At 53.3% G+C, this 26,272-nt stretch carries 22 protein-coding genes; 8 read left to right on the top strand and 14 right to left on the bottom strand.

Annotated elements, in window-relative coordinates; all coding sequences use genetic code 11:
- Positions 1–823 (bottom strand): PGAP1-like alpha/beta domain-containing protein (locus EDM57_RS09730; RefSeq protein ID WP_122904573.1); only part of this gene is annotated, 823 nt, incomplete at its 3' end.
- Positions 824–1,025: 202 nt separating this feature from the next.
- Between EDM57_RS09730 and EDM57_RS09725 the strand changes: the two genes are divergently transcribed.
- Positions 1,026–2,657: a family 10 glycosylhydrolase gene (locus EDM57_RS09725; RefSeq protein ID WP_122904572.1), complete on the top strand. Its 1,632-nt coding sequence runs from the start codon at positions 1,026–1,028 to the stop codon at positions 2,655–2,657.
- Positions 2,658–2,731: 74 nt separating this feature from the next.
- Here the strand turns inward: EDM57_RS09725 and EDM57_RS09720 are convergent, their stop codons facing one another.
- From EDM57_RS09720 to EDM57_RS22980, 3 genes are all read right to left on the bottom strand, one after another.
- Entirely contained in the window at positions 2,732–3,673 is a 942-nt protein-coding gene (locus EDM57_RS09720) for an iron-hydroxamate ABC transporter substrate-binding protein (protein WP_425455793.1), read from the bottom strand.
- A 149-nt stretch (positions 3,674–3,822) separates the two neighbouring features.
- Positions 3,823–4,920 (bottom strand): nitric oxide synthase oxygenase, encoded by a 1,098-nt coding sequence (locus tag EDM57_RS09715; protein WP_122904570.1) that lies wholly within the window; start codon positions 4,918–4,920, stop codon positions 3,823–3,825.
- Between the two features lie 51 nt (positions 4,921–4,971).
- Positions 4,972–5,229, bottom strand: a complete 258-nt coding sequence (locus tag EDM57_RS22980; protein ID WP_148039104.1) for a hypothetical protein — start codon at positions 5,227–5,229, stop codon at positions 4,972–4,974.
- 46 nt (positions 5,230–5,275) lie between these two features.
- On the opposite strand from EDM57_RS22980, the gene efeO reads away from it, so the two are divergent.
- From efeO to EDM57_RS09680, 7 genes are all read left to right on the top strand, one after another.
- A complete protein-coding gene (gene efeO, locus EDM57_RS09710; RefSeq protein WP_122904569.1) occupies positions 5,276–6,163 on the top strand; it encodes an iron uptake system protein EfeO in 888 nt (295 codons plus the stop codon).
- Between the two features lie 4 nt (positions 6,164–6,167).
- Positions 6,168–7,442, top strand: a complete 1,275-nt coding sequence (gene efeB, locus EDM57_RS09705; protein WP_122904568.1) for an iron uptake transporter deferrochelatase/peroxidase subunit — start codon at positions 6,168–6,170, stop codon at positions 7,440–7,442.
- Between the two features lie 27 nt (positions 7,443–7,469).
- Positions 7,470–9,251, top strand: coding sequence for an FTR1 family iron permease (locus tag EDM57_RS09700; RefSeq protein ID WP_122904567.1), 1,782 nt, complete (start codon positions 7,470–7,472; stop codon positions 9,249–9,251).
- 234 nt (positions 9,252–9,485) lie between these two features.
- A complete protein-coding gene (locus tag EDM57_RS09695; RefSeq protein WP_122904566.1) occupies positions 9,486–10,412 on the top strand; it encodes a decaprenyl-phosphate phosphoribosyltransferase in 927 nt (308 codons plus the stop codon).
- 27 nt (positions 10,413–10,439) lie between these two features.
- Positions 10,440–10,796 carry an SMR family transporter gene (locus tag EDM57_RS09690; RefSeq protein ID WP_122904565.1) on the top strand — a complete coding sequence of 119 codons (357 nt, stop codon included), beginning with the start codon at positions 10,440–10,442 and terminating at the stop codon, positions 10,794–10,796.
- A 24-nt stretch (positions 10,797–10,820) separates the two neighbouring features.
- Positions 10,821–11,258: a divergent PAP2 family protein gene (locus tag EDM57_RS09685; protein ID WP_122904564.1), complete on the top strand. Its 438-nt coding sequence runs from the start codon at positions 10,821–10,823 to the stop codon at positions 11,256–11,258.
- A gap of 23 nt (positions 11,259–11,281) precedes the next feature.
- Positions 11,282–12,967, top strand: coding sequence for a hypothetical protein (locus EDM57_RS09680; RefSeq protein WP_122904563.1), 1,686 nt, complete (start codon positions 11,282–11,284; stop codon positions 12,965–12,967).
- Between the two features lie 129 nt (positions 12,968–13,096).
- On the opposite strand, the gene EDM57_RS09675 is transcribed toward EDM57_RS09680, so the two are convergent.
- The 10 genes from EDM57_RS09675 to EDM57_RS09630 form a co-directional block, all read right to left on the bottom strand.
- Positions 13,097–14,521 carry an aldehyde dehydrogenase family protein gene (locus tag EDM57_RS09675; RefSeq protein ID WP_122904562.1) on the bottom strand — a complete coding sequence of 475 codons (1,425 nt, stop codon included), beginning with the start codon at positions 14,519–14,521 and terminating at the stop codon, positions 13,097–13,099.
- Between the two features lie 18 nt (positions 14,522–14,539).
- Positions 14,540–15,889, bottom strand: a complete 1,350-nt coding sequence (gene gabT, locus EDM57_RS09670) for a 4-aminobutyrate--2-oxoglutarate transaminase (protein WP_122904561.1) — start codon at positions 15,887–15,889, stop codon at positions 14,540–14,542.
- Positions 15,890–16,085: 196 nt separating this feature from the next.
- Entirely contained in the window at positions 16,086–17,489 is a 1,404-nt protein-coding gene (locus EDM57_RS09665; protein ID WP_122904560.1) for a sigma-54 interaction domain-containing protein, read from the bottom strand.
- A gap of 139 nt (positions 17,490–17,628) precedes the next feature.
- Positions 17,629–18,426, bottom strand: coding sequence for an arylamine N-acetyltransferase family protein (locus EDM57_RS09660; protein ID WP_122904559.1), 798 nt, complete (start codon positions 18,424–18,426; stop codon positions 17,629–17,631).
- 117 nt (positions 18,427–18,543) lie between these two features.
- The gene (locus EDM57_RS09655; protein ID WP_122904558.1) at positions 18,544–19,641 is read right to left on the bottom strand and encodes an acyltransferase; all 1,098 of its coding nucleotides are present in this window, start codon (positions 19,639–19,641) and stop codon (positions 18,544–18,546) included.
- A 253-nt stretch (positions 19,642–19,894) separates the two neighbouring features.
- Positions 19,895–22,570: a YhgE/Pip domain-containing protein gene (locus tag EDM57_RS09650; RefSeq protein ID WP_122904557.1), complete on the bottom strand. Its 2,676-nt coding sequence runs from the start codon at positions 22,568–22,570 to the stop codon at positions 19,895–19,897.
- Positions 22,571–22,779: 209 nt separating this feature from the next.
- On the bottom strand, positions 22,780–23,325 hold the full coding sequence (locus tag EDM57_RS09645; protein WP_122904556.1) for a hypothetical protein: 546 nt from the start codon (positions 23,323–23,325) through the stop codon (positions 22,780–22,782).
- Between the two features lie 177 nt (positions 23,326–23,502).
- Positions 23,503–23,841 (bottom strand): zinc ribbon domain-containing protein YjdM, encoded by a 339-nt coding sequence (locus tag EDM57_RS09640; protein ID WP_122904555.1) that lies wholly within the window; start codon positions 23,839–23,841, stop codon positions 23,503–23,505.
- Positions 23,842–23,919: 78 nt separating this feature from the next.
- On the bottom strand, positions 23,920–24,702 hold the full coding sequence (locus EDM57_RS09635; RefSeq protein WP_122904554.1) for a gamma-glutamyl-gamma-aminobutyrate hydrolase family protein: 783 nt from the start codon (positions 24,700–24,702) through the stop codon (positions 23,920–23,922).
- A 90-nt stretch (positions 24,703–24,792) separates the two neighbouring features.
- The gene (locus EDM57_RS09630; RefSeq protein WP_246005782.1) at positions 24,793–26,247 is read right to left on the bottom strand and encodes an alanine/glycine:cation symporter family protein; all 1,455 of its coding nucleotides are present in this window, start codon (positions 26,245–26,247) and stop codon (positions 24,793–24,795) included.
- Positions 26,248–26,272: the final 25 nt, after the last annotated feature.

The following is a 26,272-nucleotide window of genomic DNA, read 5'->3' as shown; positions in this document are numbered from 1 at the left end:
CCGTACTGCTGATCGAGCCCACGACTCTCCCGTCGACCCATTTGGTCGGGGAAAGCGATGGCACTGTGCGCAAGTAATGAATCGTTTCCTGCCCAATCCCCGCCACGACCGTGACGCGGATGTTGCGCTCGTAAATCAGCGACATCGTGCTGTTGAGCAGATCCATATAATGATTTTTGACAACCATGCTGTCGTATGGAACAAAGCTCTCCGCCCCGTTTTTCTTCTCCAGCAAGTAATCTCCGTAGTCAGCGGCCGGCACCAGGTCAAGCAGGCTTGGAAAATGTCTCTGGATCGCCTGGACACGCTTGAACGGCCTGCCCTGCTCCAAATAGGCGAGGTATACATTCATGTAAATTTCCAGCACATTTCTTTTGCCCGGAACCGAGCGCGGGAGCTTCCCGCCTGCCCAGTAGCAGTAGCTGATCGGCGAGCCTGCGTTCGGCGTGGCAAAAACAAGCAGTTGGTCCACGTCGTTTTGGTACGAATCGCCTTGCACGTACGCTCTGGCTACCAGACCGCCCATGCTGTGGCAGACGAGATTGACACGGCTTGCACCCGCCACCTGCTTCGCCCATTGAATGACGGGCAGAAGAGACTGCTCCGCGGAAATGCCAATCGGCCTGCGCCAGTCATAAAAAGCGATGAACAACAGTTCATTCCGTCGGTACCCCATCTTTTCCAGCATGTGAACAAACGGCTCGTATGCGGTTCGCGCAAGACCAAAACTCCATTCCCCCGTCCCCGGTATAATCTGATCGTTCATCGACCCAAACAGCCCCGGTACAAACACAATCGGCACCTTTTGCAGAAAAGAACTCATGCAGCAATTCCTCTCCCTGAAAATGGCCTATGTCTTTGCCTATTCCCCGTCGGCTTGTGTGGTTCCAATTAACCTTTTTTGTTCAAATGAACGAAAATCGTGTTCATTCTCCTCCCACGCCGCCGTAACAAACGATATAATAAGACGTCTAACGATTAGCGAGAGTTTTGCAGCAAATAATACGTGTCGGAGGATTCCCAAAATGAAGTTACGCAAGTGGTTTATGCTGTTGCTGATGTTCGTGCTGTGCATGCCAGCGATGGGGACATCTGTGCAGGCTGCGCAGACAACTCCTGCGATCAGCATTTTTCTGGACGGGCAACAAGTCAGAAGCGACGTCGCTCCGTACATCATCCCCAAAGTCAATGTCACGATGGTCCCGCTTCGGGTCATCAGCGAAAATCTCGGTGCAGAAGTGTACTGGGATCAAAATTTGCAGACGGCTACCATCTTGAAAGACGATACCGTGCTGTCCATGACGGTGAACCAGTCTTACGCGCTCGTAAACGACAGCACCGTGCCGCTCGATGCTTCTGTTCAGAACAAGCAAGGCCGGGTCATGGTTCCGCTGCGGTTTGTTTCCGAGCAGCTTGGCCTGCAAGTGGGCTGGACACAGGAAACGAGAACGATCACGCTGTCGACGGGAAGCCCCGTAGCCGTCACACCGCCTCCACAGGACATTCCAGGTGAAAACAACAGCTCGCAGCCTGCTGTGCCAACAGCTCCCGTTTCCAGCAACGGTTCGCTGCGCGGCGTATGGGTATCGACCGTGTACAATCTGGACTGGCCTTCGACCGGCTCCTACGGCAACCAGGCCAAACAGCAGCAGGAATACATACAGCTTTTGGACGAGCTGCAAGCGATGGGCATGAATGCCGTGTTCGTGCAGGTGCGCCCTTCGGCAGATGCCTTGTACCCGTCCTCGCTCGTGCCGTGGTCCAAATATTTGACGGGCACCCAGGGAAAAAATCCCGGTTACGACCCGCTCGCCTTCATGGTCGCAGAAACACATCGACGCGGCATGCAGTTCCACGCCTGGTTCAATCCGTTCCGCGCCAACGTGGATGCGAAAACGGACCAACTGGCGGCCAATCACGTCGTGAAAAAGCATCCGGAATGGATCGTCAATTCCAGCAACAAGCTGTACATCAATCCGGGCATCCCGCAAGCCCGCCAGCAAATCATTGCCGAGATCATGGAAGTCGTGCAACGTTACGACATCGACGGCGTACATCTGGACGATTACTTCTATCCGTCCAACGGCACCTTTAACGACGATGCGACCTTCAAAAGCTACAACAGCAAAAAAATCGCAACAAAAGCAGACTGGCGACGCGACAATATCAACCAGTTCGTGCAGCAGCTCAACCAGGCGATCAAAAGCGCCAAGCCGCATGTCCAGTTCGGCATCAGCCCGTTTGGCGTCTGGCGCAACATCGCCGTCGATCCGACCGGGTCTGATACAAAAGCAGGCGTAACGGCTTATGACCATATGTACGCCGATGTCCGCACCTGGATCAAGCAAGGCTGGATGGACTATGTCACTCCGCAAATTTACTGGAGTCTCTCCTTTGCCCCTGCCCAGTACGACAAGCTCGTTACCTGGTGGGCCAACGAGGTGCGCGGCACCAACGTCAAACTGTTCATCGGCCATTCGCCTTACAAGCTAGGCACAGCCGAAGCAGGGTGGCAAAGTTCTCAGGAAATTATCAATCAACTGAATTTCAATGCGACGATCCCTGAAGTCCAGGGCAGCGTCTTCTTCAGCGCCAAAGATTTGCGCAAAAACCCGCTGGGCCTGCTGCAAGCACTCAGCAGCTACTACAGCCGTTAGGCAACAGCAAAAACCCCCGAGCCAAAAGCAGCGTACAATCGCCGTTTTGCTCGGGGGTTTTCCCTTGCATGAGCTTAGTTTTGCGTCAGTTTTTCTACAATGAAATCGAGCTGGGCCTCCAGGGAGACCGGATCGTTAAAGTAAGAGCCGTCGCGGTCGATGCGGAACACCTTGTTGTTTTTCACGGCCGGAAGTCCCTTCCAGACTGCGGAGCCGTACACACTCTCCGGATCGGCATCATCGCCGCTCCAGGCGCTTGTGAAAATGTAATCGCCAGCGAAGTCCGGCAATGTTTCCAGCGAGACTTGCGCCCAGCCGGTGCCGCTGTCGATGGCAGCCTTTTGCAGAGCAGCAGGCGCCTTCAACTGAAATTCGCCGTAAATGATTTCGCCGCCGCGGCCGTAGTTGTGCCCGAATGCGTAAATGCCTTTGGCGTAAGGCTGCAAAATGGCAACGGTTTTGTCCCCTACTGCCGCCTGTACTTTTGGCTTCACCTCAGCGATCTTTTTGTCCCAGGCAGCAATCCACTCTTTGGCTTTGTCTTCCCTGCCCGTCATTTTGCCAAACTCCAACAATTGCTCACGGAATGTTTTCTTGCCGTACGGAATCGCAACAGTCGGCGCGATTTTGGAGAATTCCGCGAGATTTTTGTCACCATCGAACACAACGATCAAGTCTGGATTCATCGAGAGCACCTTCTCCACGGAAGAGCCGTCGCCAACGCTTTCAATGCCGTCCAGCTTGCCTTTCATGTACGGGTTCTTCATTACATGATCGGTAATCCCGATCGGCTTGATGCCCAAAGCGAGAAAATCGCCGACGTAGCTGTCTGCCAGCACGACCACTCGTTTTAGGTCATTCGGAATTTTCACCTCTCCGTTAACGGCCTGATAGGTGATAAATTCGTCGCTGCTCTCGGTTTGGGCTGGAGCAGCCGATTGCTCTTGCGCCGGTTGGGCGGCATTATTGGCCGGAGCTTGTCCGCATGCCGCCAAAGCCCCGACGAGAACCAGCATCACTGCCAGTAAGATGACTTTCAAAGATCCTGCCTGGTGCAAAATGAATCTCCCCCAAAACTTCAACAATGATAATCATTATCGACTAATTTTATCACAAATTCCCGATGCCGCAAACCAGCGTCTGCGACATTTCCCTTGCTTTTTCCCTATGTTTGGGGCAAATCCGGCTTCGCCTGATAGTGGAAGTTCGGCGACTCCATCTTGTTGTCGTACATCCTGTGAAAAATGTGTGTGGCCGCAGGAGAAATCGGCGGAATCAGCCACGTCCAGTCCCCTGTGATCTTCCGGCCACTTTTGGCCTCTCTTTCCTCAAAGCGTTTGAACTGTTGACTGGCTGTGTGATGGTCGACAATCGAAACGCCTTTTTCCTTGAAGGAGTGCAGCACGGCCACGTTCAGCTCCACCAGCGCCTTGTCTTTCCAGAGCGTCGCTTCCCGGCTCGTGTCCAGGCCCATGACCTCCGCGACTTTTGGCAGCATGTTGTAGCGCTGTTCGTCTGCCAGATTGCGCGCCCCGATCTCAGTCCCCATGTACCACCCGTTAAAAGGAGCCGCCACATAATCCAGGCCGCCGATTTCCAGGCGCATGTCCGCGACGATTGGCACGCCGTACCATTGCAGGCCAAGGTCTGCGAAGCCCGCGATTTCCGGGTGCGTGATCGGCACTTCGATGACCAGCTCCTTTGGTATCTCGAAAAATTGCGGCTTGCGATCCCCAATTTGCACGACGAGCGGCAAGATGTCGTAGGGCGTGCCAGCCCCTTGCCACCCCAGGCTCAAACAAAGCTTCGTCAGCTCAAGTGAAGCCGGATCGCCCAGGATGCCGTACTCCGTCTCGTACCCGGCGTAGCGAATTAACTGATGGTTCCAGATGCGCATCTGCGGCTGCCCCGGTATGGCAGGGGCAAAAACGGTAATGGTCGGACGCACTTTCCCACCGTTCGTCGCAAACTCAATGTGCCGCAGCAACGCCTGGGCCATCTCCTCCTCTGTCCGGACACCACGCTCATCCATCACAATGAGCGATTCCCAGAAAAAACGTCCGATGCATCGATTGCTGTTGCGCCAGGCCATCCTCGCCCCGTGGCGCAGTTCTTCCTCTGTGTGCTCGTAATAGCCTTGTGACTCGATCTGGTACCGGACTTCCTGCAAACGCTGCTCTGTCTCGGCCGCAGTCTTGTTCAGCTCGCTGTAGCAGATGCGGATAAAGCGATAAGCTGCTTCCATCAATTGATTTTGTTTCATAGTACCCTCTTTCCCGCTGAAAGGCGCTTGCCCGCATTGTATGTAGCTTCATTATAATTTTCCCCAACCTGCATTACCAATCTCCCGGGCGTTTCGCCACATAACTGTAAAACCTCGTGCCATCTTTGTGACAACAACAGCCAGCGCCACCTGATGTGACCCTGGCTGTTTCCCCTGATTCGGCAGCCTTTTTCCGCCCGCCCCTGCCCCGCTTGCAAAATGAACCAGCGGCAAAGATTCAAAAATAGATTGCAAATCGCAAGAGAAAGGTTTACATTCTTTTTGAATGATAATGATTTTTATTATCAACTAATAATAATCTACTTATATGGTAAGTAAGGGGATGTGTTTTTACATGATGAAAAAATGGGGTTATCCGCTGTCCGCCGTTGTGCTCGGATCTTCTCTCTTGCTGTCTGCTTGCGGCAGCGCGGAGACGGCAAAGGAAGAGAAAAAGCCTGAGGCCGCCCAACCGGACAAGCCAGCCGCTACCGAAACCACCGCGAACACCGCTGCCGTAGACCTGCAAGCTCCAATCGATGCCTACCGCAAATGGGTCATTGAACAGACAGACCAGCTGGTAAAAGCGACGGAAAGCTTTACGGCCGCCGTCAAGGCTGGCGACATGGAAAAAGCGAAAAGCGAGTACGCGCCGGCTCGCGCCTACTTTGAACGAATCGAGCCGATCGCTGAATCGCTCGGCGACTTCGACCCGTGGATTGATGCCCGCGAAGGCGATGTACCCGATAACGAATGGCGCGGCTATCACAAATTGGAAAAAGCGCTCTGGGAAACCAAATCTGTCGCTGACCAAGGCCCGGTGGCAGACCAGCTTCTGCAAGACGTCAAGCAGCTGCGCGTGAAGGTCGAAAGCGTGGAGATCGACGTGAAAATGCTCGTAACAGGCGCAGTAGAGCTTTTGAACGAAGTTTCGACCAGCAAGGTGACAGGCGAGGAAGAGCGCTACTCCCATACCGACCTGTACGATTTCGCAGCAAACGTAGAAGGCGCACACGAGATTTTCAAAGTGCTCAAGCCTGCTCTCGACGCCAAGGACGAAGCGTTGTCCAAAGAGATCGAAACCCGTTTTGCCGAGCTTGACGCAGCACTCGCGCCTTACCGCAAGGGCAACGGCTACGTGCTGTACACCGAATTGAAGGAAGACCAGGTGAAAAAACTGAGCCAGTCTCTCGATGCCCTGGCTGAACCACTCTCCAAAATGGGCACGATCATTGGAGGCTAACCTGATGGAAAACAAGCATCCCGCAAGCGACAACACGAAGCTGACACGTCGCGAGGCGCTGAAGCTGGCAGGTGTCGGCGGACTCGGGCTGATTCTCGGCGCTACTGGCATGAAATCGCTGCTGCCGTCCGCTTCCACCAGCGAAAAAGCCGCTGCAACGCCTGTGCTTGCCGACGGCATCATTCCTTTTTACGGCAAGCATCAGGCCGGGATCATTACACCTATGCAGGATTTTATCTGCATGGGTGCTTTTGATTTGACGACGACCTCGCTCGACGATGTGCGCAAGCTGTTCCAGAGCTGGACCGCCGCTGCAGCCCGTTTGACCGCCGGACAAACCGTGGACGAAGAAAGCGGCAGCCCTCACCTCCCGCCTGCCGATACAGGCGAGAGCGCGGGGCTGAATCCGATGCGCCTGACGATTACGTTTGGACTCGGCTCTTCCTTTTTCGACGGACGCTTCGGACTGGCTGGCAAACGCCCTGCTGCTCTCGTCGACCTGCCCCGCTTCAACAGTGACGAAATACGCAAGGAATGGTCTGACGGCGACATCGTCGTCCAGGTGTGTGCCAACGATCCGCAGGTGGCTTTTCACGCGCTGCGCAACCTGGCCCGCATCGCGCGCGGCAAAGCGGTCCTCCACTGGGTTCAGGAGGGCTTCCAGCGCACAGGCGCGGCCGATCCGAGCGGTTCCACGCCCCGCAATTTGATGGGCTTCAAGGACGGCACCAACAACCCGCAGGTCAGCGACCCGGCTGTAGCGAATGAAATCGTCTGGGTACAGCCTTCGGACGAGCCGGCCTGGATGGCTGGCGGCAGCTACATGGTCATGCGCAGAATCCGCATGCGGATTGAGGTCTGGGACCGCTCTGCCCTGGACGACCAGGAAAATACGTTTGGCCGACACCGCGACTCCGGTGCGCCGCTCGGAAAAACAAACGAGTTCGACGATCTGGAGCTGGATCGCAAGGACGCTAACGGCAATCCGGTCATTCCGGCCAACTCCCACGTCGCTCTCGCCCACATGGACGGCAAAGTCAAAATACTGCGCCGCGGCTACTCTTATTCCAGCGGACTGGATGCGCGAACCGGGCAGTTGGACGCCGGACTGCTGTTCATCTGCTTTAACCGCGACCCGCGCAAGCAGTTTATCCCGATGCAGCAAAAGCTCGCATCTGTCGATTTGCTCAACGAATACATCACCCACGTCGGCAGCGGTCTGTACGCCTGTCTGCCCGGGGCCAGCGAAGGCGGCTACATCGGAGACACACTGTTTTAACCAACTAGCAAGGATGGAGTGAACCCTTTGAAACGATACCTTTTTTCTGTTTTCCTCTGCCTGCTGCTGCTTTTCTCCGGGCTGTCGGCTGCCTTCGCAGCGCCACTTGCTTCCGAACAGCTCAAACAGTTGATCGCTCTCTCCAGCGACGCGCTCATCAGCAGCGGCGATAAAAACTGGGACGAAGCGACAAAAGCCGTTGCCAGCATGAAGACGATCTGGGCTGCGAACGCAGCGGATTCTTCCGCAGACGCACAGGCGCTGTCGGCGGCCATCGCGCAAGCCGAGCAAGCCCTCGCCCAGGCACAAGCCAAGCCGGAGGACGCAGCCGCAGCCATCTCCAACCTGGCCAAAGCTGCCGATCGCTACGTCACGGCCCAGGAAGCACCGGCACAGCCAAAAGAAAAGGCGCACAAGCAAATCGCTGCCCTGCTGCCTTTTCTGGAAAAAAGCCTGGCTGCTGTCGAAAAAAGCGACTGGACACAAGCCAAGCAGCAGTACAACAGCTTCGTTGAAGGCTGGTACAAGGCCGAAAGCCTCGTTCGCTCGGAAAACGCCGCTATTTACGGCGATATGGAAGTGAAAATAAGCGGCGCGCGCATCGCCCTGAACACCGAGCCGCCCCATCCGCAAAAAAGTACGGAAAAACTGCAAACACTGCTGCAGGCGGTCCAAGACTACGTGGCGGGAAAAGCCGGACAGCAGGCTGCGGGGGCGGCAGGCTCGGCAGAGCAGCCGTCCATCTCCTCCCTGCTGGGACTCATCGGCGCTGTGGAGGCGGACATCGCCAGCCAGAACGCGGAGGAAGCGGCCGGAAAGATGGATACCTTTATCGCCACCTGGCCTCTGGTGGAAGGCGTGGTCATGACCAAATCGCCCGCGACCTACAGCAGCATAGAAGCGAAAATGGTCGCCGTACCGACGCTGATCTTGTCCAGTCCGCCACAGTGGGACAAAGCAGCCGCCCTGCTCGCCGAGATGAAGGCAGAGCTGGAGCCGTTTTCCACTGCTTCCTCCTACACCGCCTGGGATGCGGGACTGATTTTGTTCCGCGAAGGATTGGAAGCGATTCTGATTATCGTCTCGCTGCTTACCTTCCTGCAAAAATCAGGAAATGCGGACAAGCGCAAATGGATCTGGTCTGGCGCGGCGCTCGGAGTAGCGGCTTCGGCAATCCTCGCCGTCGTGCTCAGCATCGTCTTTTCCAACCTCGCGACAGGCAGCTCCCGCGAGACAATCGAAGGCATTACCGGACTGATTGCCGTATTCTTCATGCTGACCATCGGCGCCTGGCTGCATAAAAAGTCGAACTTGCAGGCGTGGAACGATTTTGTGCAAAAATCAATCGGTACCTCGCTGGCAAAAGGCGCGCTCTGGTCGCTTGCCTTTACTGCGTTTCTCGCTGTCGTCCGCGAAGGCGCAGAAACGATCATTTTTTACATGGGGATGGCCGCGACGATTTCCATGACCGACCTGATGCTCGGCATCGTCGGAGCGCTAGTCGTGCTCGCCGTCATCAGCTTCGGCTTCATCCGGCTTAGTGCGCGGATTCCGGTCCGTCCGTTCTTTCTCATCGCCAGCCTGCTGCTTTACTACATGGCCTTCAAGTTTATCGGGGTCAGCATCCACGCGCTGCAGGTCACAGGCACTCTGCCTGCGCACGGCGAGGACTTCCTGCTCCACCTGCCGGACCTTGGCATTTATGCGAACTGGGAGACGACGATTCCGCAGCTTGTCATTCTGGCCGTCATTTTGCTTAACCTGTCGATTTACTCGTGGAAACGGCCAACCAAAGCGGTCAACGCGTAAACTGGCCGAACGAAAGACAAACGCAGCTTTCTGGCACTACACTCTGCCAGAAGCTGCGTTTTTATTTGCCCCGCCGTCTCCAACCGGAAAATCCAGACCTTTACACAATCGACAAAATATATTCAATTATTACAAATTTTGATGAAAAAGGAACATCATATACAATAGGTGTAACCTTCCATTTACATTTTTCGTCATTAGGAGGATAGAAATATTTTTGGATTGGAGAGAAACATGGAGGTAACATCTAATTCTGTAAAAGTTGACGTGAAAACGGCTCCCCGCGTCCGGCAAAATATCGTCCGTCTGCTGATTCTTCAATTGCGGCCGCACCAGTGGACGAAAAATTTGCTCGTCTTCGCGGCACTGCTGTTTTCCTTGCACAAAGTGAGTACCGATGTCATTAGCAAATCGCTGTTCGCGTTTTTGTTGTTCTGCTTCGTATCCGGCTGCGTCTACATCCTGAACGACTTCGTGGACATCAAAAACGACCGGAACCACCCGGAAAAGCAATTTCGGCCCATGGCCTCCGGCGCCCTGCCGCCTGCGCTCGCCCTGACGTTTGGTGCGTTGCTGTTGGCTGGCTCGCTTTTTTCCGCTTTTTACTTTGATCGGTTGTTCGGAGTTGTCCTCGCTGTTTATTTTGTGCTCAATGTCGCCTATTCGCTCAAGCTCAAGCACGTCGTCATTCTCGACGTGATGATTATTTCCGCAGGCTTTGTCCTGCGGGCGATCGGCGGCAGCCTGATGATTAACACGCCGTTCACGCCGTGGTTTTTGCTCTGCACCATGCTGCTTGCCCTGTTTTTGGCGATCAGCAAGCGCCGTCATGAGCTGCTGCTGCTGCAAGCAGACAAAGGGACGCATCGCAAAGTATTGGACAGCTATTCGTCCGAATTGTTGAATCAGTTGAATACGATTGTCACTACGGCGACGATTATCAGCTACAGCTTGTTCACCTTTACTTCGGGACGCACGATTCATCTGATGTGGACGATCCCTTTTGTGATTTTCGGCATTTTCCGCTACCTGTACCTGATTACGATTACCGACAAAGGCGGCAGTCCGGAAAAAGTGCTGGTGCAGGACAAGCCGATTCTCATCACCGTCGTCCTCTACGCCATCACCGTAGCGGGCATCATTTACACCTTTGAATTTTAATTACACAGACAGGTTGTGGATCACCTTATGCCATCTATCGTTCTGATTCTCATCTCGGTGCTGCTTGGCGCATGCGGTCAGATTGCCATGAAAATGGGGGCGTCTTCGCTGTCCAGCAGCAATGACATGCTGCTGTTGAAGTTTCTGCATTATTTCACCAACCTGCCGATCATGGTGGGGCTTGCGCTTTACGGGCTGTCTGCGTTCATCTGGATCGCTGCGCTGGAAAAGGTGCAGCTTTCCTACGCGTATCCGATGGCGGCTCTCGGGTACGTGCTGGTAGCGGGACTGTCCTTTTTGATCTTTCACGAGCCGCTTTCGCTCACACGTATCGTCGGGCTTGCGATCATCGTCGTTGGCGTGGTTGTCATTTCCCAATCGTAATCACCATGAAAGAGGAGCTTGCCCATGTTGTATGCCATCGCGCCATTTATTGGCTGGTTTGTGTCTGGAGTAACCAAATTTCTCATCAACTACCTTCGCTTTGGACCGGAAGCGAAAAGGATGGTCGGAAACGGCGGCTTTCCCAGCACGCACACGACCGTCATGGTCACTACCGTGTTTTTGATCGGCTTGCAGGAGGGCTTCACTCATCCTGTTTTCGGTCTGGGGGTGGCGGTGACGTTTATTGTCATCATTGACGCCACAGGGCTGCGCCGAGCTGTAGGCAAGCACGCCGCCGCACTCAACGAGCTGGCAAAGGAGCACCCTGACAAGCCCTTGCCCACACCGCTGCGCGAGAGCATGGGCCATACCAGATGGGAAATTGCCGGAGGGCTGGTGCTGGGAATCATGCTCGCCACGCTGTTGCACCTGTTGGCTGGTGCCTTCCCTGTCCTTTCGTAGATTGCAAAACAGGAGACATACAGATGAATAACCGTACTGCAACGTATTCGTTTTTGCTCGGGGCTACTTTGCTGTTTTTTATGACCGCAATCATGCTTTGCACCTCGATTTACTTTTTGTTGGGCATCCCGGTCACTGCATTCAGCTTCTGGCTTGCTGTCTTCGTCGCTTTGACCTGCATGCTCGCCATGATCGCCGTATTTGTGCCGCGGCACCGTCGTATCTGGCTGCTCGCCCTGCTCGCGGGACTCGGGCTCGTCGTCGGAAGCAGCTGGGTCATCAGCGCCAATACGTTCGACCTTTCCTTTGACGGGCAAACCTATCATCAGGAAGCGATCATTTTGCTGAAAAACGGCTGGAATCCGGTCCACGATGCGCCCGTGTCGAAGCCGCTCCCCCAAACAATCGAGACAATGGACAGCAAGGAGATTTTGTCTGCGTTCCACCTTTGGATCAATCATTACGCTAAAGGGCCGTGGATGCTGGATGCTGTCATGTACAAGCTGACAGACCAGATTGAAGTCGGGAAAATATTCAACTTGCTGCTCATCGCCGCTTCCTTTTTCTTCAGTCTGGCCGCCCTGCGCGTCGCCTTTCCCGCGAAAAAACGGCTGGGGATCGTCCTGGCGCTGCTTTTGGCCGGCAATCCGGTCAGCGTCACGCAGGCTACGTCCTACTACATTGACGGACAGCTTGGCTCGCTCGTACTCATCATCTGCGCGCTCGGGTACTTGCTGCTCAAGCGCTATCACATCTGGATCGTGCTGGCTCTCTGCTCGGCTCTCATGCTCCTGGCCCAGATTAAATTCACGGCGCTGGTGTACGCTGTGCTGCTCGGCTGTGCCTTGCTTGTGCTTTTCTTTTTCTACGATCGGCAAAAACGCTGGAAAAGCCTTCTGGCGTGGCTCGCGGCGAGTCTGGTCGTCACCGTCCTGGTCGTGGGTTACAATCCTTACGTCACCAACACGCTTGGCAAAGGGCATCCGTTTTATCCGCTGGCGGGCAAGGGAGCGGTCGATATTATGACCTCGAACAGCCCGCGTGATTTCAAAGACATAGGCTCGCTGAGCAAGCTTGCGATTTCGCTGTTCGCCAAGTCGGAAAACATCGCCAGGCCAAACGAAACGACGTTGAAATGGCCTTTTACCGTCTCACTTTCTGAGTTGGCAGCATTTGTCTCACCCGACGTCCGCGTAGCAGGCTTCGGGCCGTGGTTCGGGGGAGCTGTGCTGATCGCCCTCCTGCTCGCACTCGGCTTGCTTGTTGGCGCGGAGCGGAAGAAAGCCGTGCCGTTTTTTATCGCGAGCGGCATCCTGCTCGTCACGGTGCTCGTCAACCCGGAAAGCTGGTGGGCGCGGTATGTGCCCCAGCTCTGGCTGATTCCCGTGATCGTGGCATTGGCAGGCTGGGAGACACGCTCTACCTGGTTGCGCCGCGGAAGCACCATTCTGATCGGCGTCCTGTTCGTCAACATGCTGCTGGTTGGCAGTGCGCATCTGCTGTCGCAAGCATTCATCAATGCCATGGCGCGACAGCAGTTGCAAGACATCCAAGCCACAGACAAGACGATGGTCGTCGATTTCCGCCACTTCAACGCCAACCGCGTGCGGCTGCAGGAAGCCGGAATTTTGTTCGTGGAGAAAAAAATTGCTGACGGGCAAAATGTCGAAACCATTGTCGGCTCACGGGCGGTTTACTACTTGCAGTAGCCAACCTGCTTGGTGATTCGCCGCCCGCTCTGTATGCCCGAACGGAATGGCTCAAAGCAGCCAGGGGCGTCTCAAAGTCGAAAGCACGACTTTTGAGACGCCCCTTTTTCGCATAGCGCTGCATCACAACTACAGCTTGATCGCAATCAGCTTCAACTCTGTCATCTCTTCGACAGCGTACTTGATGCCTTCGCGGCCAAAGCCGCTGTCCTTCACGCCGCCGTACGGCATGTTGTCAACACGGAAGGTCGGGATGTCGTTAATCATCACGCCGCCCACTTCCAGCTCATCTGCCGCGCGCATGGCTGCGTGAATATCGTTGGTGTAAATCCCTGCCTGCAGGCCGTAGCGGGAGTCGTTTACTGCCGCAATCGCCTCGTCCATCGTCGCAAACGGCGTGACGACAACGATTGGCCCAAACACCTCCTGGCAAGACACGGAGCTGTGGCTGCTCACATCGGTCAGGATCGTAGGAGCAAAAAGTCGGTCGCTCACAGCTTTGCCGCCTGTCACGACGCGCGCTCCGGCGTCAACCGCTTCCTGTACCCACGCTCCCATCCGCTCATGATCTTTGGCGGAAATGACGGAGGACATGTCGGTTTCTTCCTGCAACGGATCACCCAACACCAGCTTCTCTGTCGCCGCCTTGAACTTTTCCAAAAACTCCTCGTACTTGCTCTGGTGAACGTAGACGCGCTGCAGCGAGATGCACACCTGGCCGCTAAAGGAGAACGCCCCTGTCACGCAGCGATCCACCAACGCTGGCGTGATCTCTACGTTATGGTCGATAATGACCGCGGAGTTGGAGCCAAGCTCCAATGTCACGCGTTTCAGACCTGCCTTGTTTTTCATGGCAATCCCGACTGCCGGGCTGCCCGTAAACGTAATCGCGGCGATCCGATTGTCGCTGACGAGCTTTTCGCCAACGACGGCGCCTTTTCCCGGCAAAATGTTCAGCGCTCCGGCTGGCAACCCCGCCTCGGCAAAAATATCAGCCAAAACCAGCGAGCTGAGCGGAGTCTGACTGGCTGGCTTCAGCACGACCGTATTTCCTGCCGCAATCGCCGGGCCTACTTTGTGGGCCACCAGGTTAAACGGAAAGTTGAATGGCGTAATCGCCCCGACCACGCCAATCGGCTTGCGCACGGTAAAGGCGAGTCGTCCCTCGCCGCCCGGAGCCGCATCGAGCGGTACGGTTTCCCCGTGAATCCGCTTGGCTTCCTCTGCCGCGAATTTGTACGTCTGAATCGTGCGGGCGATCTCGACCCGTCCCGTGCGCAGCGGCTTAGCAGCTTCCTTGGCGAGAATAACTGCCAGCTCCTCCTTGCGCGCTTCCATAATCGCCACCGCTTTTTCCAAAATCAGCGCCCGCTGGCTCGCTGGCAGCTTCGCCATCACTTTTGCTGCGGCGCTGGCCGCGCGGATGGCCTCATCGACATCCGCCTCGTTCGCCTGGGCGACTTCTGCCAGCAGCTCGCCGGAATAGGGCGAGTACAGCGGCGCGTATTCTGTTGCTTCTTTCCATTGACCGTTGATATACAGATGCTTTTTCATGCGTACCTCCCCGATGAGTTAGTGGGTCACGTATTGGCTTTTCAGCACATCGGTCATGATGTCCAGCGCTTCTTGCAGCTGCTCGTCGGTAATGACCAGCGGCGACAGGAAACGCAGCACGTTGCTGTGCACGCCTGCGGAAAGCACAATGACGCCAAACTCGTAGCAGCCTTTGGTCAACGCCGCCACAAGCTCCTTGGCAGGCTGCTTCGTTTGCGGGTCGACGAACTCTACCGCGCACATTGCCCCCAGTCCGCGAACTTCCGCAATGACAGGGAACTCGGCTTGCAGCGCCTGGAAATGCGCCTTGATTGCCTTGCCAATCTCATTTGCACGCCCAGGCAAGTTTTCGCGCTCCATTTTTTCAATAACAGCGAGCGCCGCCACGCATCCGAGCGGGCTTCCGCCGTAAGTGCCGCCGATTTCCCCCGGATTGGGCGCGTCCATGATCTCTGCACGACCTGTCACAGCAGAGATGGGCAAGCCAGCCGCAAGCGACTTCGACATCGTTATGAGATCAGGCTCGATTCCGAAGTGGGTCGACGCGAACATCGCCCCGGTTCGGCCGAAGCCTGTTTGAATTTCATCGGAAATGAACAGGATATTGTGCTTTTTGCAAATCTGGAAAACGCCTTGTACGAATGCTACCGGCGGTACGATGAAGCCGCCTTCGCCCTGAACCGGTTCCATAATGACAGCCGCTACTTCTTCCGGCGCGACTTCTGTCAGGAGGAAGTCTTCAAATTGGCGCAGGCAAAATTGTGCGTACTCATCCTCTGTCATGGAAGCCGGCTTGTGCAGCGGATACGGGAATTGCGCCTTGTAGGTAGCTGGCGCGAACGGCCCCATCTCGAATTTGTACGGCTTTACCTTGGAGGTTAGCGACATGCCGAGCAGTGTGCGACCATGGAAGCCGCGGCTAAACGATACGATGCCGGGACGTCCGGTGTATTTGCGGGCGATCTTCACGGCGTTTTCCACCGCTTCTGCTCCGCTGTTGGCAAACATCGTTTTCTTTTCGAAGCTGCCTGGGGTGATTGCGGCGAGCTTTTCGGCCAGCGCCACATACGGCTCGTACATGCCGACATGGAAGCAAGGATGAATGTATTTGTCCAGTTGCTCTTTGACCGCGTCGACGACCTCCTGCGGACAATGCCCGGCGTTAAGCGTACCGATTGCGCCTGCCAAATCAATGAACGTGTTGCCGTCTACGTCTGTCACGAGCGCTCCGGAAGCTGTCTCTACAAAAACCGGGGTGTTGTTCCCGACGCCTTTTGGCACGTACTGCTTTCTTTTCTCAATCAGGGCGGCCCCCTTCGGACCAGGGACACCAGCGGCTACATTGACGAATTTGCGTTGTTTGGACATATCGTGATCTCTCCTTGTATGAGATGGATAACAGCAAGGTGATGCTTTCGCTGACGATATGTAGCAATACTCGTGCCAAACAAAAAAGCTTGCCGCAAGCGCATTTGCCAAACGCGTACAGTGTACATTTATGCAAAAGTGAATCAAATATCCCAATATTGCCGATTCATTTTTGAATCAAAAATTCATTTTTGAATCAAGTGGCGCGGATGCGGTATTTTTTCAGCTTGCGCACCACGGACGGCTGGCTGATGCCCAAAAACTCTGCCATCTCCGCTGTCGTCCGGCAGCGCTCTGCTGCATGGCGCAGCCATTTTTCCTCCACCTGCTCCAGCGCATCCCGCAGCGACATTTTAGATGCTGTCACCCCCGGCTCCATCGCTGCCTGGTCCTCTCCGACCGCCCGGATTTCCGCAGGCAGGTGCTGCGGCGTAATCACGTCTTCGTCGGCCGTCACGACCATCCGCTCCAGCACGTTTTCCAGCTCCCGCACGTTCCCCGGCCAGGCGTACTGCATCAAGGCATGTGTCGCCGCCGGGTCCAGCCGCTTGTTCATGCCGTACCGCTCATTGAGCGAGCGCACAACGAGCTTCAACAGCGCGGCAATATCCTCTGGCCGATTGCGCAAGGCGGGCACATGAATCGGCACGACGTTCAGCCGGAAATACAGGTCCTGGCGAAACTTCCCTTCCCTGACCATCTTCTCCAGGTCGCGGTTGGTCGCGGCAATCAGGCGAAAATCCACGTCCCGGTACTGCATGCTGCCCACGCGCTGCAGCCGTTTTTCCTGAATTACCTTCAACAGCTTGGCCTGCAACGTCAGCGGCAGTTCTCCCAGCTCATCCAACAGCAGCGTTCCCTGGTTCGCCAGCTCGATAATCCCTTGCTTGCCCTGCTTGCCTGCGCCCGTGAACGCGCCCGCCTCGTAGCCGAACAGCTCCGACTCCAGCAGCCCCTCCGGAATCGACCCGCAGTTGATTTCCACAAACTGTCCGCCTGCGCGACGGCTGTTGCGGTGAATTTCGCGCGCGATTACGTTTTTCCCGACGCCCGATTCCCCCAAAATGAGCACAGTGGAGTCGACCATCGCGACCTTTTTGATGAGGCGGTCAATGTCGCGCATCGGCTGACTGACCGCGACAAAGCCATCCTGGTTTTTCTCGCGCAGCTCCTCGATTTCTGATTCAAACTGCTTCAATTGCTCCGTCAGACTCTCATAGCGCCGCTTCAATTCCAAAATTTCCGTCAAATCGTGCGAATAGCTGATAACCGAATGCATGCTGCCATCTGCATTCCACAACGGATAGGCCGTCACCATCAGCTTGCGGCCACCGGGAATTTCCTGCATCATCGTCTGCGGCGTCTTCGTATCCATCACCTTGCGCGTGACGGAAGGCGAAAATACTTTTTCTTTTTCCAGCTCGATGACGTTTTTGCCCAAGAGCTCGTCTTTGCTGATCCCGTACATCTCGTAGGACGAATCCCCGACCAGTTGAATGTAGCCTTCCGGGTCGGTGATGAGCAAATGATCGCGCGACGTCTCCACGATGCCTTCCAGCACGCGGCTCATCCAGCGTTCCCGGCTCTCTGCATTCTTCATTCGTCCGCCTCCTTTTGGCTTCAGGCTGGTGTCGCCGCTTCTGCTTGCGATCCTGTTTTTTACTTTCATTATAGAAAATCAAGCTTGCCAGAACAACGAATGTCCAGGAAGCTGCACAGCCTCTCACGCTGTCTTTTTCTCACGCGTACGAATCCCAGTCTCTCCAGTTAAAATACTGCTTCGCCAGCTCCTTGAACCTCGCGCTGTCGATGCTTTCTTTTGTCACGACGCCATCGACCCATTGGGTAAAAGACGTATTCGTCAGCGTGACGCTTCCATTTGCCGTAAGCTGTGTGAGCAGCGGAGTTTTGTTGAAGGGAGACTCCTCGTGGGAAACGATGATCGTCTGAATCTCGTCGCATGCGGACAGGTCTGCGATCGGTTTGTTTTCATAAAAAGCATAGCCGATACGCCAGTCGGTATCCTTGTGCTTCAATTTCATCTCGAATACATGATCGCCGTATTCGCTGTTTTCCTTGCGTATCCGAAACTCGCCGTTAGAAGAGCTTACCACCTCGCCGTTGAGCGGAACAGGCTTCATCGGCAGATTGCCGCCAAACCCGGTATCCACCAGGTACGTCTGCCCCGCATGGACAAGCAGGATCGTCAGGTGTGTCTCGCCGATTGCCAAATACTGCTGCTCCGCAGGTTTATAGACGACACCTCGGGTCAGCACGGCGTCAAAGCCGTTTTCGATCAGGAAAAAGTAGAGCAGGGAATTCAACTCGTAGCACAGCCCGCCTTCCTGATGAAGCAAAATTTTGTCGACGACGTTTTCCTTGGTGATTGCTTTTGTCTTCCCCTCAATCACGCGCAAGTTTTCAAACGGGATGCGCAGTGCCGCCTTTTCCAGCAAGGTGTCCAGCTTGTCAAACGTAATCGCTTCGTGTTCGGACATACCGATTCTTTTTCGAAACAACGCATTCAACTCGCTCATGCTTTTTCCTCCAGACCGTTTTCTTTCAAATTTTCCAAGTACCAGCGCCCTGGCCGCGCTATCAAAACTAACTGTGCGACAGGCTCTCTATTTTGTTATCATTGGAAATTCTTGCTTTCACAATCGTAACGCTTCATGATTGCCACTTTTGATCTCCCCGGGTTTTAAACGGGCTACATTTCCTGTATATACTCCACCTACAATATGTATGCGTTTAAATTTGCTTCCAAGGTAAGTTAAGAGTGTTGACAAGAGTATTGTACTGATAATGAGTGCAAGCAATCCCATTGTACCGCGCCAATGATTCGGAAAAGCCAATACCAACCAACTGATGATGAGTGGATGAATCAAGTAAATAAAGAATGAATGGGTAGAGTACCAAAGGAAAAGAGCGGACATCTTAGGCCTGGCGTAAGCTACGTAACGAAGTCCTTTAAAAAGGAACACGAGACTCGACAGCGTATACAGGATCGTACTTGGTTTGGTAGAAGAAGCAAAAGTATTTGTATACTTGCTATCCAAAAGTAACAGCACGAACGTTAACAACCATACGAATGTCATTTGGGCGAAGGTTATCTTTTCGGTCAATCTTATGAAACGTTCCCTTTCCATAGAGACGTATATCCCTAACACAAAATAAAAGACCCAAACAGGAGAAAGTATGACATACGGAACGCCTAAACTTGGCAGCACGATCACACCAACTGCATGTAAATATATAGCCGCGTGCATGCATAACGAAATAAAAAATGAGCCAACAAGCGTATGGTACCGCTTTTCTATAAGCCACTTTTGAAGTACAGGAAACACCAGATACAACTGAATCATGATAATCAAAAAGTAAAGATGTACATAAGCAGTTCCAGTGTATAATTGCTTGATGAACAAGGAAAAAAGCTCTGTAACATCTGCATCTGTGGAGCCAATTCGGTATCGATTGGAAAAAACAAAATAGAAGATGCTCCATAAAAAGTACGGAAGCAGTATCTTGTTGTACCTTTTCTTTAGAAACTCGAGATAAGTGGTGTTCTTTTTCCTCTCCGAAAAACCAAGCCCAAATCCGGAAAGTAAAATAAACAACGGAACCGCATAACGAGCAATCTGATTGAATACGTAAGCAGTCGATTCTTGATCGATATACCCAGCAGTTACATGAATGACTATAACCGAAAATGCACAAAAGGCCCGCAAATAATCAATCTCTTTAATTCGCATCGTTCATCTCTTTTCTATGGCCGGAATGGATAATCTTGCATGCATCCATTTTTCAATGAAAGAAAATAGATACACATCCATAATATAACAATCATACAAAAACTGGATATAAAATTTTTGCGTATATGATGAACAAATGCCGCCCCTGTTTCGCTTATATCTGCCTTCGTAAAAAAGCAAAAAAGTGTCCCGACGAGACACATATCTGTTCGCCGGAACACTCCCCTGTTTTATGTGATCGCCACCAACAAGCTTACCCAATAATTTTCGTCTTCTTCGCATTCTCCATCGATTTTCGGATCAGACCGCTCAACGGACGCTTCAAGGCGAGCGCGATGAACAGGCTGATGCCGATGAAACCGAACAGAAAGAGAATATCCCGGATCGCCGTCTCCCACAGCACCCCGCCTACGCCCTCCCGCAGCAGGCTGATCGCGTAGGTGAACGGCATGAACGGATTCAATGCCTGGAAAAAGGGCGCGGTCATGCTGATCGGGAACGTCCCGCCCGAGCTGGAAAACTGGAACACCATGAAAATGATTGCGATGCCTTTGCCCACGTTGCCGAATACGGACAGCAACGTGTACGTGATCGTGACGAAGACCATGCTGACGAGCATCGCAAAAAGCACAAACGGAACTTTATCCGCGACATGAGCCTCCAGAATGTAAATGTCTCCAAGCGTAATGCACAGTGCCTGAAGCAGGCCAATCGTGACAAATGTGCCCAAACGCCCCAAATAAAGCTGGTACGGCTTGTAGCGGCCGTCCGGATTTTCCGCATCCGGCTTGAGCAGGGAAATCAGCAGCGTGGCCCCGACCCACAGCGACAGGACACCGTAAAACGGCGACATCGCCGAGCCGTAGTTCGGGATCGAATATTTGCGGTTTTCCTTGATCTGCACCGGGCTGGCGAGAAATTCGCTCTCCTTTTGAATATCCCCGCGCAAAAGCTTGGCGAGATCAGCGAAGTTGTTGTTCGCCTCGACCTCTCTCAGCTTGTCTGCCGCCTGTCCAATCGCGCTCTCCAGCTTGGGCAGATCGTCGCGGACGAGCGCCGCCACTCTGTGGACGCCTTCCTCTACCTCCGGCAGCTTGTTGCGCACAAAATCAGCCAGCTTCACAAGTTCTGCCTCCGCCTGCGGCAAATCGTTGCGAATGAATGCCGCCGCCTGGTCGAGCTTTTGCCCGATGGCTGGCAAGTTTTCCTTCAAGAACGGAGCCACCGTGCGAATCGCCTGGGCAAAAGCGTCCGACTTCACCTGCAGCGTTTGCGCCAGCTCGTGAACCCGCGCCTGAATTTGCGGCAGCTCCTGCTCGATTCGTTTCAGCTCTGCCAGGCCAAGCTCCAGCCCGGCCTTTGCATCTTGGAGGATCGCCTCAATATCCGGGAGCTTTTGCTGTGCTGTATGCAAAAGCTCGGCGGACGTTCCCGTGATCGTCTTTAGCTTTTCAATACCCTCCTCGATTTTCGGAACGATTTCGCTATCGTAGCGCGAGAGAATATCGCCAAGCTCCGCGCTCACGTTTTTCGACAGCTCGTTCAGGCTCTCGACCAAGTCTCGCGTTGGCTTTTTCCCGTTGGCCAGCGCGTCTGCAATCGTGCCCAAAATATCGATTTGCCGATTCACCCTGTCCTCTAGCCTGTGCAGCCGCTCTGACAAACGAGTCAACGGCTGTCCAGGGATGTAGCCGTTTAGTCTATCGACCAGCGCTGCGGTATGCTCCAGCACGCGCACTGCTCTGGACAGCCTGTCCTCTACGGCATGAACCTCTTCTGCTGTCGGCAAGCGCTCCGGATTCAGTTGCAAAAGCCTGTCTGTAAGCTGCGCAAGCGCATCGGTTGCCTGTTTGGCCAGCAGGAGATTTTGCTTCATCAGCGGCGCGATTGTGTCCCAAGCCCCGTCGTGATTGGCAAAAAACTGATTTAGCTGATCGGCCAAATCAGCCCCTTTGTCCGTCAGCTCGGCGATGCGCGGCAAGGCGTTTTGCGCCGCCGAAACAATCTCCAGTGCCTTATTGGCCTTCTCTGTGGCCGTAGTAACCGCGCCTGCGACTTTGCCGAAGTTTTGATCGAGCTCGGTAATGCGCCCGACCGCTTGCTCGATGGTCGGCAGCTTGTCTTCCATGCCGATGATGAACGATGCTGATTCGTTGATTCGCGGCCAGCTTTGCTGGACTTTCAGCACCGCATCGGCTGCCCGGTTGATTTCCGGGAGCCGCTTTTCCACTTCCGGAATGATTTGCGCCTTCTCATGAATATCCGGCAGCTTTTTTTCCATCTCCAGCACCTTTTGCCCCGCTGCGCGAATCTCGGGCAGCTTTTTCTCCAGTTCAAAAACGCCGCTCTCGATCCGGCGAATGGTCGGCAGTTGCTCTTCCAGTTTCACACCGATTTCCCTCAGCTTTGTCAGCAGAGCCTCGCTGACCTCTTTCGTGAAGCTTTCATTGATTTGCCTGGCGATGGCCGAGACGCCGGAAGAGGTGATTTTGGGAGCCACGGCGTTGACCTTTTCGTTGACGGTATAGATCACTTCGGGCTTGTCCAGCCTGCCGTTGACAATCCCGGTAATTTTCTCGGAAAAGTCGGCCGGAATCAGGATGCTGGCGTAGTAATCGCCCCGATCCACGCCGCGCTCGGCCTCCTCCTTCGTCACGAAGGTCCAGCCCAGCTTATCGTTGTGCTGCAAGCTTTTTAACAGCTCGTCCCCGATGTTGATCTGCTTGTCCATGACCGTCGCACCCTGGTCTTCGCTCGTTACCGCCACTTTTACGCCTTGCGTATTGGCGTACGGGTCCCAGACAGACTTGATGTTGACCCAATCGTACAGGCAAGGGAGCAAGATAATCGCGACGATGAGGAAAATCCCCGTCGGTACTTTAAATATGTTCAGCCAGTCCGTTTTGTAAATCTGCCATATGGAACGCATGCATGTACCACCTGATTTTTTATAGGAATGAAGGCCATCTGATACTTCCATGTCAGTCTACCATAAAAGGGAAATAGCGAGAAGGAAGCTGCCAGTAGTAACATGAGCCGCTGCCTGCCATTTTATGTTTTGCCTGTCCACCTGGACTGCTCATGAAAAGGGCGCTGCCCTGGTGAGCAACGCCCTTTGTTTTTCGCGTACATGTAGCCTTATTGGTCGCTTTGTGTACTGATTGCTTCTTTTTCCTGTTGAAATTGTGCCAGCAACTGTTCTGCTTCTTCTTTGGCATCTTCAGACTGCCTTGCCATCTTTGCTCTATTTTTTAAAGAAGCCAATTTCTCTTCAAATTTTGCAACGAGTTGTTTCTGCTGTTCGATTTGCGCTAACATTTTCGTTACCTCGGGGTCGTTTGCATCTGCATCGCTGTTTTTGTAGCTTGATTCATGAATGAGTGTCATTTCTTTGAAACCAGCTAGCTTACGTGCCAATACATCCTCGGGGTTTTCGGGGTACAGCTCTTTTTTCAGCTTGCCTATCTCCCACCCCAGATCTTTTATTTTTTGTCTTTCTTCACTTGGCGCATTTGGATCATCTTGCTCGGCCAGCTTTTGATACTCTTCTTCCATTTGCTTAAGCATTTCTGTTTTGGATGCATCATTCGCATATGCTTGATACCCCAAAAAACTTGCAACGCCTAAAATGGCAAGACCACCTATTGATGCAGCGATAAGTTTTTTGGTTCGCTGTATAAACATGGTATCACCCCTTTAGTGTTTTATGCTCCGCCATAATCGAGCCATTCACTTAGCGGAAGGTCTGTCCCCCATGTATAATCATTCAATGCGACGGGCCACAAAAACCTGCTGTCTGGGGGAAGCGTATGCAAGATGAGAAAAAAAACCAGCCTCTCTACAGAAGCTGGCCTGACGTTGCTACACCTTTTTCACAAACTCCGACTTCAATTTCATCGCACCGAACCCGTCAATCTTGCAGTCGATATCGTGGTCGCCGTCCACCAGACGAATGTTTTTTACCTTCGTCCCGATTTTCAAAATCGACGAGCTCCCTTTTACTTTCAGATCCTTGATGACGGTTACGGTATCGCCGTCTTGCAGGATGTTGCCGTTCGCGTCCCGGACAACTTTTTCACCGCTGTCCTCGGCTTCTGCCTGCAGTGTCCACTCGTGACTGCATTCCGGGCAGATCAGCAAGCTTCCATCCTCGTACGTGTACTCGGAATTACATTTTGGGCAATTTGGCAATGTACTCATGCATTTCATACCTCCATCCAATTACGGCTCATTTTAACACAAATGCGCCCTGGATACATGTCTTGCCGCCCAATTTTCTTATCGGTTAGAGGTACAGAGGTTCTCTGTATTTGTTTGCTTCTGCTTGGCGAACTCGATGAACAGTTTAAACAGCTTGAGCTGTTCCTCGTCTGTCTGAAACATCATCTCGGGATGCCACTGAACAGCCAGCAAAAATGGATACTGGGTATGAACAATCGCCTCAATGATGCCATCCTCAGCGGTTGCGATCGCTTCCAGACCTTCTCCGAGTCTATCGATCACCTGATGATGGAAGCTGTTGACGTCCAGTTCTTCCTTGCCAAAGCAACGATACAGAATATGCTCTTTGGAAAGCTTTACCTTGTGGGCAATACTGGATTTTGGCCCGATATACCCGGCGTGGTTGATCTCCGTGGAGTAGCCGCGCTCAATGTCTTGCACGAGGGTCCCGCCGAAATACACATTCAGAAGTTGCAGTCCGCGACATATCCCGAATATCGGCAACTTTCTTTTGACCGCCTTGTCCAGCAGCTTCCATTCAAACTTGTCTCTGGCCGGATTGATCTGACCAAGCCCTTTTTTATACGGCTGTCCGTAAAAGCTGGGGCTAATGTCGCTCCCGCCAATAAACATCAGGCCATCGAGCCGATCCAGCAGCGAATCCAGATAACTGTCATCATCAATGAGTGGAATCGGTACAGGTATTCCGCCCGCACGATGAATGCTCTCAGGATCGTCTATCGCTGACGTATAGTGGTCCTGCGCAATCGCAAATCGGTGCTTGCTTTCCTCAAAGGCACTGACGTAATAGGTTGTACAACCAATGAGAGGCTTCGTCACGGTCCATTTCTCCTTCATCTGATGATCTTATGTGACTGATTTTAGGGAAAAAATTCTGGAGAAAAATCAAAAAATTATGTGATCGCTCCCTCAATTGTCTTTGCGGCGGTGGCCATTTCCCGTTTCTTCGTAAAACAGCCGGACATCTTCGTCAATCTGCCCGATGTTCAAATATCTGGCTTTGTAATCTTGCACCAGCTTTTTGAACTGATGGCTGAGAACCAGCAGGAAAAATATATTAATAAAGGTAGGTACAGCCGTCATGATGCCTGTCATCAACCATACGTCCTTGTCGGGATACTGAAAGGTGACGACATAGACGACAAAAAGAAATTCGGGAAGTGCGCAAAGCACCTTCAAATATTTCAGTACATGTTTTTTGACGACCTTGTTTTTATTCAGCAGGTGTCGAGCTATGATTTCCCTGTTTACATACCAGCCGCTTGCCGACGTCAGGGCAAACAGGAAAATGATGACCGTCACGATGTATTTCCCCGCTAACCCCAATGTTTGTTCAAACGAATGCAGAGCCAGCTCAACCCCCGTTTGTCCGGAAACCCAATCACCAGACAAAATCACCACGAAAGCGGTAATGCCACAAATCACAATGCTTGTAAAAAACACTTCAAAACCGCCCCACAGCCCTTGCTTGACCGGATGGTCGACGTTGGACATCGAATGAACGGTCGGTGTCGTGCCCCAGCCGAATTCGCTTGTATACACGGCCTGGGATACCCCGATTGTAATCACCTGGGCCAGGGTTGCTCCCGTGAAACCCCCGATGGCGGCTGAGCCATGAAAGGCGTGCCGAATAATCAATTCCAGGGTCGGGATGACTTTTTCCACGTTCATCACAATAATCAGGAAGCCTAGCGCAAGATAAGCCACAATCATGAACGGCACAATGAATAAAAAAATCTTTGCCAAATGCGAAATGCCGCGCACGATGATGAAATAAACCAAAAGCGCAAACACAAAGGATACAACCAGAATGTTCATATGAAACGTAGTGCTGACCGCGACGGAAGCCACGTAGTTTTGGATCGAGAGAAAAACGGGTGCGCTCATGCCGATCACAAACAGCACGACCAAAAACATCCAGTTTTTTACATTCATTTCTTTCCCGATGCCTTTTTCGATGTAAACCGTCGCGCCCCCGATGATTTGCCCGTCCTCGTCCCGCGTCCTGTAGTAGACGGATAAGGTGACTTCTACCATCTTAATAATCATCCCGACTGCGGAGGCGACCCACATCCAAAATACCGCTCCCGGACCGCCGACGGCGATGGCTGTAGCCACCCCGCCGATACAGCCAACTCCTACCAGACAGCCAATGGCAATATTTCCGGTGATGGCAGAGGGCAGTCCTCCTTGCTTGTTTGCTTTTTCTCTTTTTTGCGAAATAGACCCCCAAATATGGCGAAATATATGCAAAAGATAACGAAGTTGAAAAAACCGATTCTCCACCGTAAAAAAGAAGCCTGCGAAAAGAATAGCAAAGGGCACAGGAATATCCCAAAGGATGTTGACGATGGAGTATGCCATATTCTCTAACAAGGCAACCAGACCT

The organism is Brevibacillus gelatini, from assembly GCF_003710935.1.
Lineage (GTDB): Bacteria > Bacillota > Bacilli > Brevibacillales > Brevibacillaceae > Brevibacillus > Brevibacillus gelatini.
This window is presented reverse-complemented; position numbering and strand designations above follow the sequence as displayed.